The sequence below is a fragment of the Modestobacter sp. SYSU DS0511 genome (assembly GCF_054050755.1).
The window spans coordinates 22,300-37,185 of the sequence record NZ_JBJGZY010000013.1 but is presented as its reverse complement, the minus strand read 5'-3'; the positions used below and the strand labels follow the sequence as shown (position 1 = coordinate 37,185).

General features: G+C 73.1%; 14 protein-coding genes. 6 read left to right on the top strand and 8 right to left on the bottom strand.

Annotation, left to right across the window (positions count from 1 at the left end):
* The first annotated feature begins 218 nt into the window (after positions 1 to 218).
* Genes ACI783_RS08605 through ACI783_RS08590 form a run of 4 tightly spaced genes read left to right on the top strand, consistent with a single transcriptional unit; the run spans position 219 to position 4,466 of the window.
* Positions 219 to 992, top strand: coding sequence for a DeoR/GlpR family DNA-binding transcription regulator (locus tag ACI783_RS08605; RefSeq protein WP_457079932.1), 774 nt, complete (start codon positions 219 to 221; stop codon positions 990 to 992).
* Positions 989 to 2,017 carry a 1-phosphofructokinase family hexose kinase gene (locus tag ACI783_RS08600; protein WP_457140055.1) on the top strand — a complete coding sequence of 343 codons (1,029 nt, stop codon included), beginning with the start codon at positions 989 to 991 and terminating at the stop codon, positions 2,015 to 2,017. The genes ACI783_RS08605 and ACI783_RS08600 overlap by 4 nt, the downstream gene beginning before the upstream one ends.
* Before the next feature lie 15 nt (positions 2,018 to 2,032).
* Positions 2,033 to 4,171, top strand: a complete 2,139-nt coding sequence (locus tag ACI783_RS08595; protein ID WP_457140054.1) for a PTS fructose transporter subunit IIABC — start codon at positions 2,033 to 2,035, stop codon at positions 4,169 to 4,171.
* A gap of 34 nt (positions 4,172 to 4,205) precedes the next feature.
* Complete coding sequence (locus tag ACI783_RS08590; RefSeq protein WP_457079939.1) at positions 4,206 to 4,466, top strand: HPr family phosphocarrier protein; 261 nt, start codon at positions 4,206 to 4,208, stop codon at positions 4,464 to 4,466.
* A gap of 100 nt (positions 4,467 to 4,566) precedes the next feature.
* Here the strand turns inward: ACI783_RS08590 and ACI783_RS08585 are convergent, their stop codons facing one another.
* From ACI783_RS08585 to pdhA, 5 genes are all read right to left on the bottom strand, one after another.
* Positions 4,567 to 5,028: an SRPBCC family protein gene (locus ACI783_RS08585; RefSeq protein WP_457140053.1), complete on the bottom strand. Its 462-nt coding sequence runs from the start codon at positions 5,026 to 5,028 to the stop codon at positions 4,567 to 4,569.
* Between the two features lie 171 nt (positions 5,029 to 5,199).
* The gene (locus tag ACI783_RS08580) at positions 5,200 to 6,378 is read right to left on the bottom strand and encodes an AGE family epimerase/isomerase (protein WP_457140052.1); all 1,179 of its coding nucleotides are present in this window, start codon (positions 6,376 to 6,378) and stop codon (positions 5,200 to 5,202) included.
* 124 nt (positions 6,379 to 6,502) lie between these two features.
* Positions 6,503 to 7,933 (bottom strand): dihydrolipoamide acetyltransferase family protein, encoded by a 1,431-nt coding sequence (locus ACI783_RS08575; protein ID WP_457140051.1) that lies wholly within the window; start codon positions 7,931 to 7,933, stop codon positions 6,503 to 6,505.
* On the bottom strand, positions 7,933 to 8,910 hold the full coding sequence (locus ACI783_RS08570) for an alpha-ketoacid dehydrogenase subunit beta (protein ID WP_457140050.1): 978 nt from the start codon (positions 8,908 to 8,910) through the stop codon (positions 7,933 to 7,935). Before ACI783_RS08570 ends, ACI783_RS08575 begins: the two co-directional genes overlap by 1 nt.
* Entirely contained in the window at positions 8,907 to 10,061 is a 1,155-nt protein-coding gene (gene pdhA / locus ACI783_RS08565; RefSeq protein ID WP_457140049.1) for a pyruvate dehydrogenase (acetyl-transferring) E1 component subunit alpha, read from the bottom strand. Before pdhA ends, ACI783_RS08570 begins: the two co-directional genes overlap by 4 nt.
* 214 nt (positions 10,062 to 10,275) lie before the next feature.
* Between pdhA and ACI783_RS08560 the strand changes: the two genes are divergently transcribed.
* Together ACI783_RS08560 and ACI783_RS08555 are read left to right on the top strand one after the other, a co-directional pair.
* Positions 10,276 to 10,791, top strand: coding sequence for an Lrp/AsnC family transcriptional regulator (locus ACI783_RS08560; RefSeq protein WP_457140048.1), 516 nt, complete (start codon positions 10,276 to 10,278; stop codon positions 10,789 to 10,791).
* A 77-nt stretch (positions 10,792 to 10,868) separates the two neighbouring features.
* Complete coding sequence (locus ACI783_RS08555) at positions 10,869 to 11,387, top strand: hypothetical protein (protein WP_457140047.1); 519 nt, start codon at positions 10,869 to 10,871, stop codon at positions 11,385 to 11,387.
* Positions 11,388 to 11,476: 89 nt separating this feature from the next.
* Here the strand turns inward: ACI783_RS08555 and ACI783_RS08550 are convergent, their stop codons facing one another.
* From ACI783_RS08550 to ACI783_RS08540, 3 genes are all read right to left on the bottom strand, one after another.
* On the bottom strand, positions 11,477 to 12,796 hold the full coding sequence (locus tag ACI783_RS08550; protein ID WP_457140046.1) for an MFS transporter: 1,320 nt from the start codon (positions 12,794 to 12,796) through the stop codon (positions 11,477 to 11,479).
* 16 nt (positions 12,797 to 12,812) lie between these two features.
* Positions 12,813 to 13,841, bottom strand: a complete 1,029-nt coding sequence (locus tag ACI783_RS08545) for a carbon-nitrogen hydrolase family protein (RefSeq protein ID WP_457140045.1) — start codon at positions 13,839 to 13,841, stop codon at positions 12,813 to 12,815.
* Positions 13,842 to 14,038: 197 nt separating this feature from the next.
* Entirely contained in the window at positions 14,039 to 14,833 is a 795-nt protein-coding gene (locus ACI783_RS08540) for a TrmB family transcriptional regulator (RefSeq protein WP_457140044.1), read from the bottom strand.
* Between the last annotated feature and the right edge of the window lie 53 nt (positions 14,834 to 14,886).

The following is a 14,886-nucleotide window of genomic DNA, read 5'->3' as shown; positions in this document are numbered from 1 at the left end:
CGGGGCCTCACTGTCTGCTCGGGCCTGTGGGCGCGGGGTGGGGGTCCGGCGCGCAACAACGCTGGTGCGTCCGGTGACCAGAGTCACCAATCAGGCTTGACTTGTCAACTGATCCCACGTAGAACAACACAAACGGACCGCAGGTCCCACACGATCGGGCACCCCGTCGCCGTGGCCCCCGAGCCTGCCGTGATCCCCGAGCCACGAAGCACCCGGAGGTGGACGTGTACGCGGAGGAGCGGCAGCAGGCGATCGCCGGGTTGGTCGTCCAGCGGGGCCGCGTGGCGGTCACCGCGGTCGCCGAGCACTTCGGGGTGACGACGGAGACCGTCCGCCGCGACCTCGCCGTCCTCGAACGCGCGGGGATGCTACGCCGGGTGCACGGCGGCGCCGTGCCCGTGGGCACCCTCGCCGTCGTCGAGCCGGGCCTGGGCGAGCGGCGCAGCACGCGCACCGACGCCAAGCGCCGGATCGCCGCCGCGGCGCTGGCCCTCCTGCCGCCCGCGAACGGCAGCGCGATCCTCGACGGCGGCAGCTCCACCGCGACGCTCGCCGAGCTGCTGCCGCCCGACCGCTCGCTCGTGGTGGCCACGAACTCGGTGCCGATCGCTGCCCGGCTGGCCGGCGCCCCGGCGGTCACCCTGCACGTCCTGGGTGGACGGGTCCGCGGCATCACCCAGTCGGCCGTCGGGGAGTCGACCGTGAGCGCGCTCACCGACCTGCGCGCCGACGTCGTCTTCCTCGGCACCAACGGGATCAGCGCCGGGCACGGCTTCTCCACCCCCGACGAGGCGGAGGCCGCGGTCAAGCGCGCGATGGCCCGTGCCGCCCAGCGGGTGGTCGTGCTCGGCGACAGCAGCAAGCTCGGCCGGGAGCACCTGGTGCGCTTCGCGGCCGTCGAGGACGTCGACGTCCTGGTCACCGACGACGAGGCCGACCCGGCCGTCGTCGCCGAGCTCGAGTCGCAGGGGATCGAGGTGCTCGTGGCATGAGAACGCACACCACACCGCAGGGGCGGGTGGTCACGCTGACCGCCAACCCCAGCCTGGACCGGACGCTGGACCTGCCCGGACGGCTGGAACGGGGCGTGGTGACCCGGCTGGGCGGCAGCTCCACCGAGCCCGGCGGCAAGGGCGTGAACGTCTCCCGCGCCGTCGCCGCGGCCGGGGCCGACGTCGTCTCGGTGCTGCCCGCGGCCGACGACGACCCGCTGGTCCGGGCACTGCAGGCACTCGGCCTGCCGCTGGCGACCGTGCCCATCGGCACCCCGGTGCGCACGAACTACACGCTCACCGAGCCCGACGGCACGACGACGAAGCTGAACGAGCGCGGCGCCCCGCTGGACGACACGGTGCTGGCCGCCCTCCAGGCCGCGCTGCTCGAGCACGCCCGGACGGCGCGCTGGGTCGTGCTGTCCGGCTCGCTGCCCCCCGGCGTGCCCGGCGACTGGTACGCCACCCTCGTGCGCGCCCTGCGCGGCACCGGTGCGCGGGTCGCCGTCGACACCTCCGAGGGGCCGCTGCTGGCGCTGCTGGCGGCCGGCCCGGAGGCCGCGCCGGACCTGCTCAAGCCGAACACCGAGGAGCTGGCACAGCTCGCCGGCCTCCCCGAGGCCGCGGTCGCCGACGACCCGGACGCCGCCCTCGGCGCGGTCGCCACTCTGCACCGGCGCGGAGTCGCGGAGGTGCTGCTCACCCTGGGTGCCGACGGTGCGGTGCTCTCCACCGCCGACGGCGGGCTGTGGTCGGCGCGCCCGCCGCGGGTCGCCGTCCGCAGCACCGTGGGCGCCGGCGACTGCAGCCTGGCCGGCTACGTGCTGGCCGACCTGGCCGGCGAGGAGCCGACCGAGCGGCTGCGCACCGCGGTCGCCTACGGCACGGCCAGCGCCGCGCTGCCCGGCTCGGCGGTGCCCACGCCGGCGCAGGTCGACCGCGCCGCCGTCTCCGTCACACCCGGCCTGCCCGGCCACCCAGACCCTGCCGCGGCCGTTCCGGCCACCGGCGCCGACGCCCACTGACCCCGGGGGAACGACATGCCCGCACTGATCACGACCGACCTGGTGGCGCTCGACGCCGACCTGGGTCCCGACAAGAGCGCCGTCGTGCACCGGCTGGCCTCGGTGGTCGCCGGGGCCGGCCGGGCCACCGGCGCCGAGGCGCTGGCCGACGACGCGCTGGCCCGGGAGGCGAAGGCGGCCACCGGGCTGCCCGGCGGCATCGCCATCCCGCACTGCCGCTCCGCGGCGGTCACCGAGGCCTCGCTGGCGTTCGCCCGGCTCGCCCCGCCGGTCGACTTCGGCGCCCCCGACGGCCCCGCCGACCTGGCGTTCCTCATCGCCGCTCCGGAGCACGGCGACGCCGACCACCTCACGCTGCTCACCGCGCTGGCCCGCGCCCTGGTGCGCCCGGAGTTCACCGCGGCGCTGCGCGCGGCCCGGACGCCGGAAGAGGTGGTCGGCCTGGTGCAGGACGTCGTCTCCCCCGCCGAGACCCCGGCCGCCGCCGCACCCGCGCCGCAGACCCCGCCGCCGGCCACGCCCGCCGGGGCCCGCCGCAGCATCGTGGCGGTCAGCGCCTGCCCCACCGGCATCGCGCACACCTACATGGCCGCGGACAAGCTGACCGTCGCCGCCCGCGAGCTCGACGTCGACCTGCACGTGGAGACCCAGGGCTCGTCGGGCTCGACCCCGCTGGACCCGGCGGTGATCCGGGACGCCGACGCCGTCATCTTCGCCGTCGACGTCGGCGTCAAGGACCGGGACCGGTTCGCCGGCAAGCCGCTCGTGCAGTCGGGCACCAAGCGGGCGATCAACGAGCCCGCGGTGATGATCCGCGAGGCGCTGGCCGCCGCCGACGACCCGAACGCCCGCCGGGTGCCGGGCACCGCCGCCGACGGCGCGGTGGCCGCGTCGAGCGGGGCCTCGGCCGGGGACCGGCCCGGTGTCGGGTCGGAGATCCGCCGCTGGCTGCTCACCGGCGTGAGCTACATGATCCCGTTCGTCGCGGCGGGCGGCCTGCTCATCGCGCTGGGCTTCCTGTTCGGCGGCTACCAGATCGTCAACGCCGACCCGGCCACCGACGGCGCGCAGAGCTACGCGCTGAACTGGGCGCTGAACAACACCTTCTTCGACCTGCCGAGCGCCGGCGGGGTCGAGGGCCTCAACGACGGGCTGCTCGGCTACCTCGGCGCGCTGTGCACCGTGCTCGGCCAGGCCGCGTTCGGCTTCCTGGTGCCGGCGCTGGCCGGCTACATCGCCTACGCCATCGCCGACCGGCCCGGCATCGTCCCCGGCTTCGTCGTCGGCGCGGTCTCCCTGACCGTGGGCGCCGGCTTCCTCGGCGGCCTGGTGGGCGGCATCATCGCCGGGTTCGCCGCGCTGTGGATCAGCCGCTGGAAGCTCCCCGCGTTCGCCCGCGGTCTCCAGCCGGTGGTGATCATCCCGCTGCTGGCCACGCTGATCTCCAGCGGGATCATGGTCGTCCTGCTCGGCCGGCCGCTCGCCCTGGCCCTGGAGGGGCTGGGGGACTTCCTCAACGGCCTCACCGGTGCCGCGACGATCCTGCTCGGGATCATCCTCGGGCTGATGATGTGCTTCGACCTCGGTGGTCCGGTGAACAAGGCCGCCTACGTCTTCGCCACCACCGGGCTGACCGCGGCCATCGCCGGCGACGGCGGCCGGCAGCAGCTGGTCATCATGGCCACCGTGATGGCGGCCGGCATGGTGCCGCCGCTGGCGATGGCGCTCTCCACCGCGATCCGGCCCAAGCTGTACACCCCGGCCGAGCGGGACAACGGCAAGGCGGCGTGGCTGCTCGGCGCGTCCTTCATCTCGGAGGGCGCGATCCCGTTCGCCGCGGCCGACCCGCTGCGGGTGATCCCGTCGATGATGCTCGGCGGCGCGACCACCGGTGCCATCGTGGCCGCGAGCGGGGTCGAGCTGCGGGCTCCGCACGGTGGCTTCTTCGTGCTCTTCGCGATGTCGGGCATCGCGATGTTCGTGGTCGCCGTCATCGCCGGGATGATCGTCGGCGCCCTCGCGGTCACCATCGCCAAGAGCATCGGCCGCACCCCCGAGGTCGGCCCCGGAGCCGACCTCACCACCGACGTGGCCGGCGGCCCCGGCGCCGGGAACTCCCCGGCGCAGCCCGCCGTCGCCCGACCGGCACACTGATCACCAGCACCCCGACCACAGAAGGCAGGCACCGATGCCCTCCAAGACCGTGACCGTCGGCTCCGCCGTCGGTCTGCACGCCCGCCCGGCGGCGCTCATCGCCGAGGCCGTCACCAAGTCCGGGGTGCCGGTCACCCTGGCGGCCCCCGGGGGCAACCCGATCGACGCCGGCTCGCCGCTGATGATCATGACGCTGGGCGCCAAGCAGGGCACCGAGGTCACCGTCAGCAGCGACGACGAGGCGGTGCTCGACCGGATCGCCGGCATGGTCGCCAGCGACCTCGACGCGGACTGAAAGGCCCCTCTGCCCCCACCCTGCAGAGGGCCGTTCCAGCACGTCACGACGGCGCCCGCCCCCTCGGTCGAGGGGGCGGGCGCCGTCGTTCGTCCGGGGCTCAGCCCTCGCGCGGGACCTCGCCGCGCCAGGCACCGGTCTCGGTGCCGCGGCTCTCGATGAACTCCTTGAAGCGCTTCACGTCGGCGCTGATCTGCCGGTCGTCGACGCCGACCGCCGCGCCGACCTTCTCCACGACGCCCTCGGGCTCCCAGTCCAGCTGGACCATCACCCGGGTCGTGTTGTCGCTGAGCTTGTGGAAGGTGACCACGCCGGCGTGCTTGGCCTCGCCGTCGGTGCTCTTCCAGGCCACCCGCTCCTCGGGGTGCTGCTCGGTGATCTCCGCGTCGAACTCGCGCTCCACACCACCGATCTTGGTGACCCAGTGGGTGTGCCGGTCGTCGAGCTGCGTGATCCGCTCCACGCCGTTCATGAACTGCGGGAACGACTCGAACTGGGTCCACTGGTCGTACGCGGTCCGGATCGGGACGTCGACGTCGACGGACTTCTCCACGGTGGCCATGGTGGCGTTCCTCCTCTGCTCGGGATCATGCCGTCAGGGAGCGCCCTACCCGATCGCACGCGGCCGGACACCCGCGGTCACCGGACGTCGCCGTTCCGCGACCTGTCCCCGCCACAATGGCCATTGTGGCGGCGCGGCTGAGCGCCGGAATGGCCATGTCGGCGGCGCAGGTCAGGGGATGCGGACGGCGGCGGCGACGCTGCCGGCGACCGGGGCCTCGCGCAGCAGCAGCATCTGCACCAGGTGGTAGGCGTCCGGCTTGCCGGACCAGGTGACCTCCGCGACCGCACCCTCGGGGGTGAGCTCGTGGTGCCAGCTGCCCACCGCCTCGTCCAGGAACAGCCGCTCGCCCAGTTCCTCCCAGCGGTGCTGCAGGGTCGCCGTCCGGGGGTCGCCGGTGACGGCGAACCGGACCGCCGCCGCCGCGACCGCCTCGCAGAGCACCCAGTGCATCCGGGCGACCACCACCGGCCGGTCGGACCAGTCCAGCGTGTACGGGAAACCCGGGTGGCCGTCGGCGGCCCAGCCGCGCTCGACCGCGGCGGTGAACAGGCCGTCGGCGTCGGCGCGCAGCCAGCCGGGGGCCTGCTCGCCGAGGGCGGCCGCGAGGTGCCAGCACAGCCGGGCCCACTCGAACTGGTGGCCGACGGTGACCCCGTACGGCCGGAACGGGTCGGCCGGCCGGTCCCGGTTCAGCTCCGGCAGCGGCTCCCAGTCGGCGGTGAAGTGCTCGGGCAGCCGCCAGTCGCGCTCCCGGGCCCAGCCGTGCACGATCCGCTCGGTCGCCCGCAGCGCGTGCGTGCGCAGCCGGGCGGTGGCGCCGGGATCCGTGCCGGCCAGCGCGTCCGCGGCGGCGAGCATCGCCTCCACCCCGTGCATGTTGGCGTTGGCGCCCCGGTAGTCCTCACCGGTGGTCCAGCTGCGGTCGAAGGACTCCCGGGCGAGCCCGGCCTCGTCGTCCCAGAACCGTCCCTCCCAGACGCCGAGGGCCTCGTCGAGCAGCTCCCGGCCGCCGGGCACCCCGGCGGTGGTGGCCGTCGCGCCGGCGAGCACCGCGAAGGCGTGCACGTAGGCGGCCTTGGTGTCGTCGTCGGTGGCCGAGCGCCAGCCGCCGTGGCCGTCGTCGTGCAACGGACCGGTGCGCAGCGCGGCCACCCCGTGCGCCGCCAGCTCGTCCGCGCCGTCGTGCCCGAGCAGCGTGGCGAGGCCGAAGACGTGGGTCATCCGCGCGGTGATCCAGGTCTGCAGCGGGCGGTCGGGCAGCACGACGCCGTCGCCGCCCTGCCAGCCGAAGCCGCCGGGCACGCGGGAGCGGGCGGCGAAGGACAGCAGCCGGTCGAGGTCGGTCACCGGAGCACGCTAACGCCGCCGCGCCGCCCGCACCGCACCGCCGAGCCGTCCCGTGACCAGGACGGGCGCCGCCGCGCGGACCAGCACGACGGCCCCACCGCCGATGTCCGGGCCATCGCCCCGGTCAGAAGGTGAGGGCCGTGCCCGGGTCGTGCAGCAGCGCACCGACGTCGGCGAGGAACCGCGACCCCAGCTCGCCGTCGATGATCCGGTGGTCGAACGACAGCGCCAGCGTGGTCACCTGCCTGGGCACGACCTTCTTCTTCCCGCCCTTCCCGCCCCCGTGCACCCACGGCATCTCCCGGATCGCCCCGAACGCCAGGATCGCCGACTCGCCGGGGTTGAGGATCGGCGTGCCGGTGTCGACGCCGAACACCCCCACGTTGGTGATGGTGATCGTGCCTCCGGTCATGTCCGCCGGGGGCGTCCGGCCGGCCCGGGCCGTCGCGGTGAGGTCGGCGAGCGCCCCGGCCAGCTCGGGCAGCGACAGCCGGTCGGCGTCCTTGATGTTGGGGACGACCAGGCCCCGCGGCGTCGCGGCGGCGATGCCCAGGTTCACCTGGGACTTGATCACGATCTCCTGCGCGGCCTCGTCCCAGCTGCTGTTGACCATCGGGTGCCGGCGCACGGCCAGCAGCAGCGCCTTGGCGACGAACAGCAGCGGGCTGACCTTGACCTCGGCGAGCTCGGGGCGAGCCGCCAGCCGCTGGCGCAGCTTCATCGTGCGGGTGACGTCGACGGTGAGGAACTCGGTGACGTGCGGCGCGGTGAAGGCGCTGCTCACCATCGCCGCCGCGGTGTGCTTCCGCACGCCCTTGATCGGGATCCGGGTCTCGTCCAGCACCGTCTCGGTGCGCGCGGTCGCCACCCCGGCGGGCCGGTCGGCCGCGGCGCGCGCCGCGTCGACGTCGGCGCGGGTGATCACCCCGCCGTCCCCGGTGCCGGTGATCGTGGTCAGGTCGATGCCCAGATCCTTGGCGTACTTGCGCACCGGTGGCTTGGCCAGCGGCCGGTGCGCGCCGGCCCCGGGCACGGCCGGGGTCGCCGGTGCGGCCGGCTCCCCGGCCACCGCGGCGGCCTCGGTGGCCCGGCCGGTCTCCAGCCCCCCGTGGCGCACCGGCTTGACCGTGGTGTCCGGCGCGGTGGCCAGCAGCGGTGGCTGGTCGCCTTCGCTCCCGTGGTCGGCCTCGGCCGGGACGGCGGTGGCTCGGCGCGGGCGACGGCGGGGCTCGGTGGTGCGCGGCCCGTAGCCGACCAGGACGGCGGTGCGCTCCTCGGCGGGCGCGGGTTCGGGGGTGTCGCCGGCCGGGCTCCCGGTGTCGATGGTGATGATCGGCGCGCCGACGTCGACCGTCGTGCCGGCCTCGTGGAGCAGCTCGACGACGGTGCCGGCGAACGGCGAGGGCAGCTCGACGGCGGCCTTGGCCGTCTCGACCTCGCACAGCGGCTGGTTGACCGCCACGGTGTCGCCCACCGCGACCAGCCAGGAGAGGATCTCCCCCTCGGTGAGCCCCTCGCCGACGTCGGGGAGGCGGAACTGGCGCAGCTCGGCCATCAGAACCCCATCGCCCGGTCGACGGCGTCCAGCACCCGGTCGAGGTCGGGGAGGTAGTCCTCCTCGAGCTTCGACGGCGGGTACGGGGTGTCGTACCCGCCCACCCGCAGCACCGGCGCCTCCAGCGAGTGGAAGCAGGTCTCGGTGACCCGGGCGGCGATCTCCGCGCCCAGGCCCAGGGTCAGCGGCGCCTCGTGCACGACCACGCACCGGCCGGTGCGGCGCACCGAGGCGTACACCGGCTCCAGGTCCAGCGGGGACAGGGTGCGCAGGTCGACCACCTCCAGCGAGCGCCCCTCCTCGGCCGCGGCCTCGGCGGCCTGCAGCGCCGTCTTCACCATCGGCCCGTAGGCGAGCACGGTGACGTGGTCGCCACCGCGGACCACCCGGGAGGCGAACAGCGGCGCCGGGGCGCCGTCGAGGTCGACCTCGCCCTTCTCCCAGTACCGCCGCTTGGGCTCGAGGAAGACGATCGGGTCGGGGTGGGCGACCGCTTGCTGGATGCCCCAGTAGGCGTCGGCCGGGGTGCTGATGCTGACCACCTTGAGCCCGGCGGTGTGCGCGAAGTAGGCCTCCGGGCTCTCGCTGTGGTGCTCGACCGCGCCGATGCCGCCGCCGAAGGGGATCCGGATGACGATCGGCATCGGCAGCCGGCCCTTCGAGCGGGCGTGCAGCTTGGCCACCTGGGTGACGATCTGGTTGTAGGCGGGGAACACGAACCCGTCGAACTGGATCTCGCAGACCGGCCGGTAGCCGCGCATCGCCAGCCCGACCGCGGTGCCGAGGATGCCGGCCTCGGCCAGCGGGGTGTCGACGACCCGGTCCTCGCCGAAGTCCTTCTGCAGCCCGTCGGTGATCCGGAAGACCCCGCCCAGGCGGCCGATGTCCTCGCCCATGAGCACGACCTTGGCGTCGTCCTCCATCGCCCGGCGCAGCCCGAGGTTGAGCGCCTTGCCGATGGTGAGGGTCTCGGTCACCGCCCCGCTCCTTCGAACCCGGCCTCGTCGAAGCTGGCGTGGTACTCGAGGAACTCCGCGCGCTGGCGGGCCAGCTCGGGGGGCATCTCGGCGTAGACGTGGTCGAAGATCTCCGTCGGCGCCGGCTGGGGCAGCTCCCGGGTGCCGCTGCGGATCCGCTCGGCCAGCGCGTCGGCGTCGGCCTCGACCGCGGCGAAGAAGTCCGCGTCGGCGATGCCGCTGCGGGACAGGTGCGCCTTGACCCGGGCGATCGGGTCGCGCAGCTTCCACTCCTCCAGCTCGCTGGCCAGCCGGTAGCGGGTCGGGTCGTCGGAGGTGGTGTGCGCGCCCATCCGGTAGGTGAACGCCTCGATGAAGGTGGGGCCCTGACCGTCGCGGGCGGCGGCCAGCGCCGCCCGGGTCACCGCGAGCACGGCCAGGACGTCGTTGCCGTCGACCCGGACGCCGGGGAAGCCGAAGCCGCCGGCCCGGTGGAACAGCGGCACCCGGGACTGCCGCTCGATCGGTGCGCTGATCGCGTACTGGTTGTTCTGGCAGAGGAAGACCACCGGCGCACCGAAGGTGGCGGCCCAGATCATCGCCTCGTTGACCTCGCCCTGGCTGGTGGCGCCGTCGCCGAGGAAGGCCAGGGTGGCGCTCTCCGCGCCGTCGCGCTGCAGGCCCATCGCGTAGCCGGTGGCGTGCAGGGTCTGCGCGCCGATGACGACGGTGTAGAGGTTGAACCCGGTGGCCACCGGGTCCCAGCCGCCCTGGTCGACGCCGCGGAACAGGCTCAGCACGTGCAGCGGGTCGACCCCGCGGGTCCAGGCCACGCCGTGCTCGCGGTAGGTCGGGAAGGCCATGTCCTCGTCGGCCAGCGCCCGGCCGGCGCCCACCTGGGCCGCCTCCTGGCCGAGCAGCGACGCCCACAGCCCCAGCTCACCCTGCCGCTGCAGGGCGGTGGCCTCGGTGTCCCAGCGGCGGACGAGCACCAGGTCGCGGTACAGGCCGCGCAGCTCCTCGTCGCTCACCTCGAGCGCGTAGTCGGGGTGCTCGACCCGCTCGCCCTCGGGCGTGAGCAGCTGGACGAGCCCCGGCTGCCCGGGCAGATGGGGAGCACCGGCTCCCGGTACGGGGTCGACCACCTCGGTGGTGTGCGACAGCGCGGTCATGCGCGTCCCTCCTCGCCGTCTCGCGGAGCCCGGGGTCTCCGGGGTTCCCGCGCTGGACGTCCTCGCGGCGCCCGGGTGTGGCGTCGCTCACACATGGTGGCACGCGGGAGCTCCGAGCAGCAGATCACCACGCGGCCGATCTGCGCAAGATCCGTCCCACGGGGTGCGCACGATGCCCGGTAGTAGGACGTCCTCGCATGTCAGACTGCACATCGTGACCGCCGGCACCACCCGACTCGACGCCACCGACGCCCGCCTCCTGCTGGCCCTGTCGGAGGACCCGCGGGCCACCGTCCTGTCGCTGGCCCGGACGCTCGGCCTGGCCCGCAACACCGTCCAGGCCCGGCTGGCCCGGCTGGAGTCCACCGGCGCTCTCGAGCCGTTCGAGCGGCGGGTGCGCCCCGAGGCGCTGGGCTACCGGCTGGGCGCCTACGTGACGGTGCAGGTGGTGCAGCGCAGCCTGGCCGACGTCGCCGAGGCGCTGGCGGCGATCCCGGAGGTCCTGGAGGTCACCGGGCTCTCCGGCGTCGCCGACCTGCTGGTCCGGGTGGTCGCGACCGACGCCGACGACCTCTGGCGGATCAGCGAGCAGGTGCTGGCGATCCCCGGCGTGCAGCGCACCGACACCAACCTCGCGCTGCGCCGGTTCGTCGACCATCGGATGGCCCCCCTGCTGGAGCGCGCCGCCGGGCCCACCCGCGGTGCCGAGGACGGCGCCGGCGCGGGCTGAGGGCCGGCGGGCCACTGGCGCACCGGCCCGGCCGCCCCCCGTTTCACCCGCCGCGCGGGCCGGGTAGGGGCGCGGTCATGGCGAAGCGAACCTCTCTGGGCACCATCGGCAAGGGCCGGCGCGGGATCAGCACGCTGGGCTGGGTGCTGCGCGGCGCCGCCGCCGGTGCGGCCGGCACGACGGCGCTGAACGCCGTCACCTACCTGGACATGGTGGTGCGCGGGCGGGGCAGCAGCTCGACCCCGGAGCAGACCGTGGAGGCGCTCGCCGACAAGGTGCACGTGCAGGTCCCCGGCGACGAGGAGACCCGGCAGAACCGGGTTCAGGGGCTCGGCCCGATGACCGGCCTGGCCGCCGGGGTCGGCGTCGGGGTCCTCGCCGGGCTGGCCCGCGCCGCCGGGTTCCGCTCCCAGCCGCTGGTCGGGACGGCGCTGACCACGATCGGCGTGCTGATCGGCTCGAACGGCCCGATGACCGTCCTGGGAGTCACCGACCCCCGCACCTGGCCGCTCAGCTCCTGGATCACCGACGTCGTCCCGCACCTGGCCTACGGCGCCGTGGTCAAGACGACGATGGACGCCTTCGACCGCCCCTGACGCGGTCGGGACCGGTCCGGACCCGTCAGGAGCTCACGGTGGCGTAGCCCACGTCAGAACGAACTCGGGCTACGCCACCGCTGCACGGTTCAGAAGTCGCCCAGGTGCCTGTCCCGGAGGTCCTTGGCCACGTACCCGCCCACGATCAGCAGTACGCCGCCGACTGCGGTGATCACCGCCGGGGTGTAGTCGTAGTCCATGAAGGTCCCGAGTCCGACCATGTAGTAGGCGTAGAACGCCGGGACGATGCTCGGGAGGCTGTAGGCGATCCCGTACCCCGACGCGCGCACCTTGGTGGGAAAGAGCTCCATCAGGAACGCCGTGATCATCGCCCACATGGTCAGGCCCGGGATGATGGCCAGGATGGCCAGCGGGATCATCCAGGTGCTGTCCTTCGCCGCGACCGCGAACGCGAGGGCCGCTGTGCTCACCACCGCGCAGGCCGCACCGATCACCATGATCGTCTCGCGCCGGCCGAATCGCTGCCCCGCCGCACCCACGACGGGGAACAGCGCGGCGCCCAGCAGGGCCGCAGTCAGGATGACGACATTGATCCTGAAATCCGACACGTCGAGTCCGCGGAAGTGGCTGGAGAAGACGCCGACCGTGCCGTTGAGGGTCAGCCATGCGCCGGAACCGACCACGAATGCGATGCCGAACGACCTGGCGTTCGGCCCGCTGGCCAGGGCCTTCAGCGGGTTCTCCCGGTTCTTGGGCATCTTGGTCCAGATCTCGGACTCCGGCACCGCCTTCAGGTAGTAGAAGAACAAGGCAGTGCAGAACACGAAGCCGAACAGGAAGGGGATGCGCCAACCCCACACCGCGTACGCCGACTCCGGCCCACCGGCCGGAAAGATCCGCAGGGTGAGCAGTGTGACGACCGTGATGAAGGCCAGCGCCAGCGGATAGCCCATGTTGATCATGGACCCCGCCACTCCACGCTTGCTGCGCGGGGCGTACTCCATGGCCAGCGGGTTGGCAGCCGAGTACTCCCCACCCAGGAAGAGACCGTCGACCAGGCGCAGGAAGATCAGGCTGACCAGGGCCCAGACGCCGATGGTGGCGTACCCGGGCAGGACAGCCATCGCGCCGGTGCAGACCGCCGAGCCAGCCGCCGCGATGAGCGTCGTCTTCCGCCGGCCGATCCTGTCCCCGAGCGGTCCGAAGACCACGGAGCCCAACGGGCGGCCGATGATCGATGCCACGAAGATCAGCGCCGTGAAGATCGCCATGTCCACGGTCGAGGACCCCGAGGAGGTGAAGTAGACGATCGCCGGGGAGAGTGCGATGACCGGGAGGTAGACGTCGTACATGTCGACGAAGAAGCCGAACATCGCCGCGCCCAGCGCGCGGCGCCCCTTGGGCCCGAACTCGACGGGCTCGCCCGGTGACCGTGTGCTGTCTTGCACCTGGGCGCTCTGAGTGTCAACCACGGGATCGTCCGCCCTCGCCGACCGGGAGCCCCGGCGCTCCGTCGGTGATCCGACCCGTGGGTTCGTGCCGGGTCTTGTCCACGCTCAGGGCGAAGACGTCGAACCGGTTGTAGGTGCCCACGATGTCGTGCGCCTGCTTGGGGACGATGCGGTCGGCCAGAGTCAGGTCGGCGTACAGGATTCCCTCCTCGCCGACCAGCGGACCGGCCAGGTACTGCCCGGTCGGTCCGAGGATCATCGACGCGGTCGGCTTGGCACCCAGGAGCTTGACGATCGACTCGTCCCCACCGGACACCAGTTCGACGGCGTCGTCGCCCAGCGCCGTCGAGGCGACGATGTTGAACACCTTGCCCTCGAAGGAGTGGGCAGCGCTGCGCAGTCGGATGCTCTCGGCCAGGTCGTACTCCTCCCGTGCGTCGCTCCGGTCGAAGGGCCAGGCCGGCGGATAGGTCGCGATGTGCACCTCTTCGCCCTGGGCGAGCAGTGCGTAGCGGGCCAGTGTGTTCGTGTTCTCCCCGCAGAGCAGCACCCCGACCTGCGCGCCGTCGACGTCCACCGGCTGCAAGTCGTGTGCGTCACCGTGGGACCAGGCCAGACGCTCACACCAGGTCGCGACGAGCTTGCGCCGGTGATTCACCAACTCCCCGTCGTGGCTGAAGACCAGGTTCGCGTTCCAGACAGTGCCGACGCTGACCCGGCTGACCTCGTTGACACCCACGGACAGGGTCACCCCGTGGTCCCTGGCGATCGCGCCCAGGCGTCGCACCTGAGGCCCGGGGACCTCGATGGCCGACTCCACCATCCGGACCTGGAAGTCATGCTGGTCGACCGGCGGCAGCACGCTCGTCCACAGTGGGAAGCCTGCGATGAACGACTCGCCGAAGGCGACGAGCTGGGCGCCTTCGGACGCCGCTTGGGCGACCAACCCCTCCAGCTTGTCGATGGTCGCCTCCGTGTCGAACATGACCGGAGCCGCCTGAACGGCAGCAACCCTCAACGGGGTGGATCTCTTGATGGACACGACTCGCACACCTCCATGCGCCGGGATGCCGAGGCGCCGCGCGCCCCGGAACGACTGCCCGGAAAGCTAGGCAAGGCGTGGGTGCACGGCGATACCGTCAGGTAGCAATCGAGTAATCGCAGTGTCGAGGACTTCCGACACTGTTTCCACGCCCGTGGTCGGTGGCTGACCAGCGGCTGGCCGATGGCCGCCCGGACTCACCGGGCTTCGCTCACTCCCCAGAGGACCTCGAAGAGGTTGGCCTGCATCGTGGCGTACTCGGAGCTCTCGATCTTGACCGCGAACGACTCGTCAGTCGAGGAGAGCATCACCACCGAGTCGGTGCCGATGATCGAGGTCATGGTGTAGACGTAGGACGGCGGGGCCCAGCGGGCCTCCCGGAACTCGGGGTCGCTGGTGAGCCAGCCCGGAGAGGTGTCCTTCTCGGCCGAACGGATCACCTTGAGGAAGATCCGGCGGCGTCCTCGCTCGCGGACGTACCCCTCCATGACGTCCTGGCCGATCGCCGCGTACAGGTCTTCCATGGACATGATCGCGCGCAGGTCGCATCCCCAGTTCAACGTCTCGAACAGCGCCTGCCGGATTCCCGCCGCGCCGTCGTAGTGGCTGGTCCGGGGGAACGGCCCCGCCTTCTCGTGGATCGCACGCAACCGTGGCACGACCTCGTCCAGGATGCGCTTGCGCTGGTGCCACTCCCCGAGCAGTCGTCCGGGGTCGTTCGGGCGGAGGACCTTCGTCCCGGCTCTGCGCTTCACCCGATCGGAATCGACGAGTTCCACGAGACCACGCTGCCGGAGGTGACCGGTGAGGTCGTATGCGTGGCTCCGCGTGATGCCGCTGGCCATGGCGACCTCGGCCACCGTGGGCTGCCGCATCTCCAGCAGCATCAGGTAGAAGCGCGCGGCCTTCGGCTCGATGCCGATCTCGACCAACTGCTGGAGGAGCAGGCCGCGCAGATCGGGCGACTGCTCGCCACCGTCCGTGTGGTCCACGGCAGCAGGCTAGCGATCCCCGAGCCAGCCGCCCCTCTGTGACGGACGACGGT

What these genes read in the sequence shown, in the direction of transcription:
- pdhA (WP_457140049.1), bottom strand. Translation starts at nt 10,061, where the DNA reads ATGACCGCGCTGTCGCACACCACCGAGGTGGTCGACCCCGTACCGGGA.
- ACI783_RS08585 (WP_457140053.1), bottom strand. Translation starts at nt 5,028, where the DNA reads ATGGCCACCGTGGAGAAGTCCGTCGACGTCGACGTCCCGATCCGGACC.
- ACI783_RS08600 (WP_457140055.1), top strand. Translation starts at nt 989, where the DNA reads ATGAGAACGCACACCACACCGCAGGGGCGGGTGGTCACGCTGACCGCC.
- ACI783_RS08595 (WP_457140054.1), top strand. Translation starts at nt 2,033, where the DNA reads ATGCCCGCACTGATCACGACCGACCTGGTGGCGCTCGACGCCGACCTG.
- ACI783_RS08590 (WP_457079939.1), top strand. Translation starts at nt 4,206, where the DNA reads ATGCCCTCCAAGACCGTGACCGTCGGCTCCGCCGTCGGTCTGCACGCC.
- ACI783_RS08555 (WP_457140047.1), top strand. Translation starts at nt 10,869, where the DNA reads ATGGCGAAGCGAACCTCTCTGGGCACCATCGGCAAGGGCCGGCGCGGG.
- ACI783_RS08575 (WP_457140051.1), bottom strand. Translation starts at nt 7,933, where the DNA reads ATGGCCGAGCTGCGCCAGTTCCGCCTCCCCGACGTCGGCGAGGGGCTC.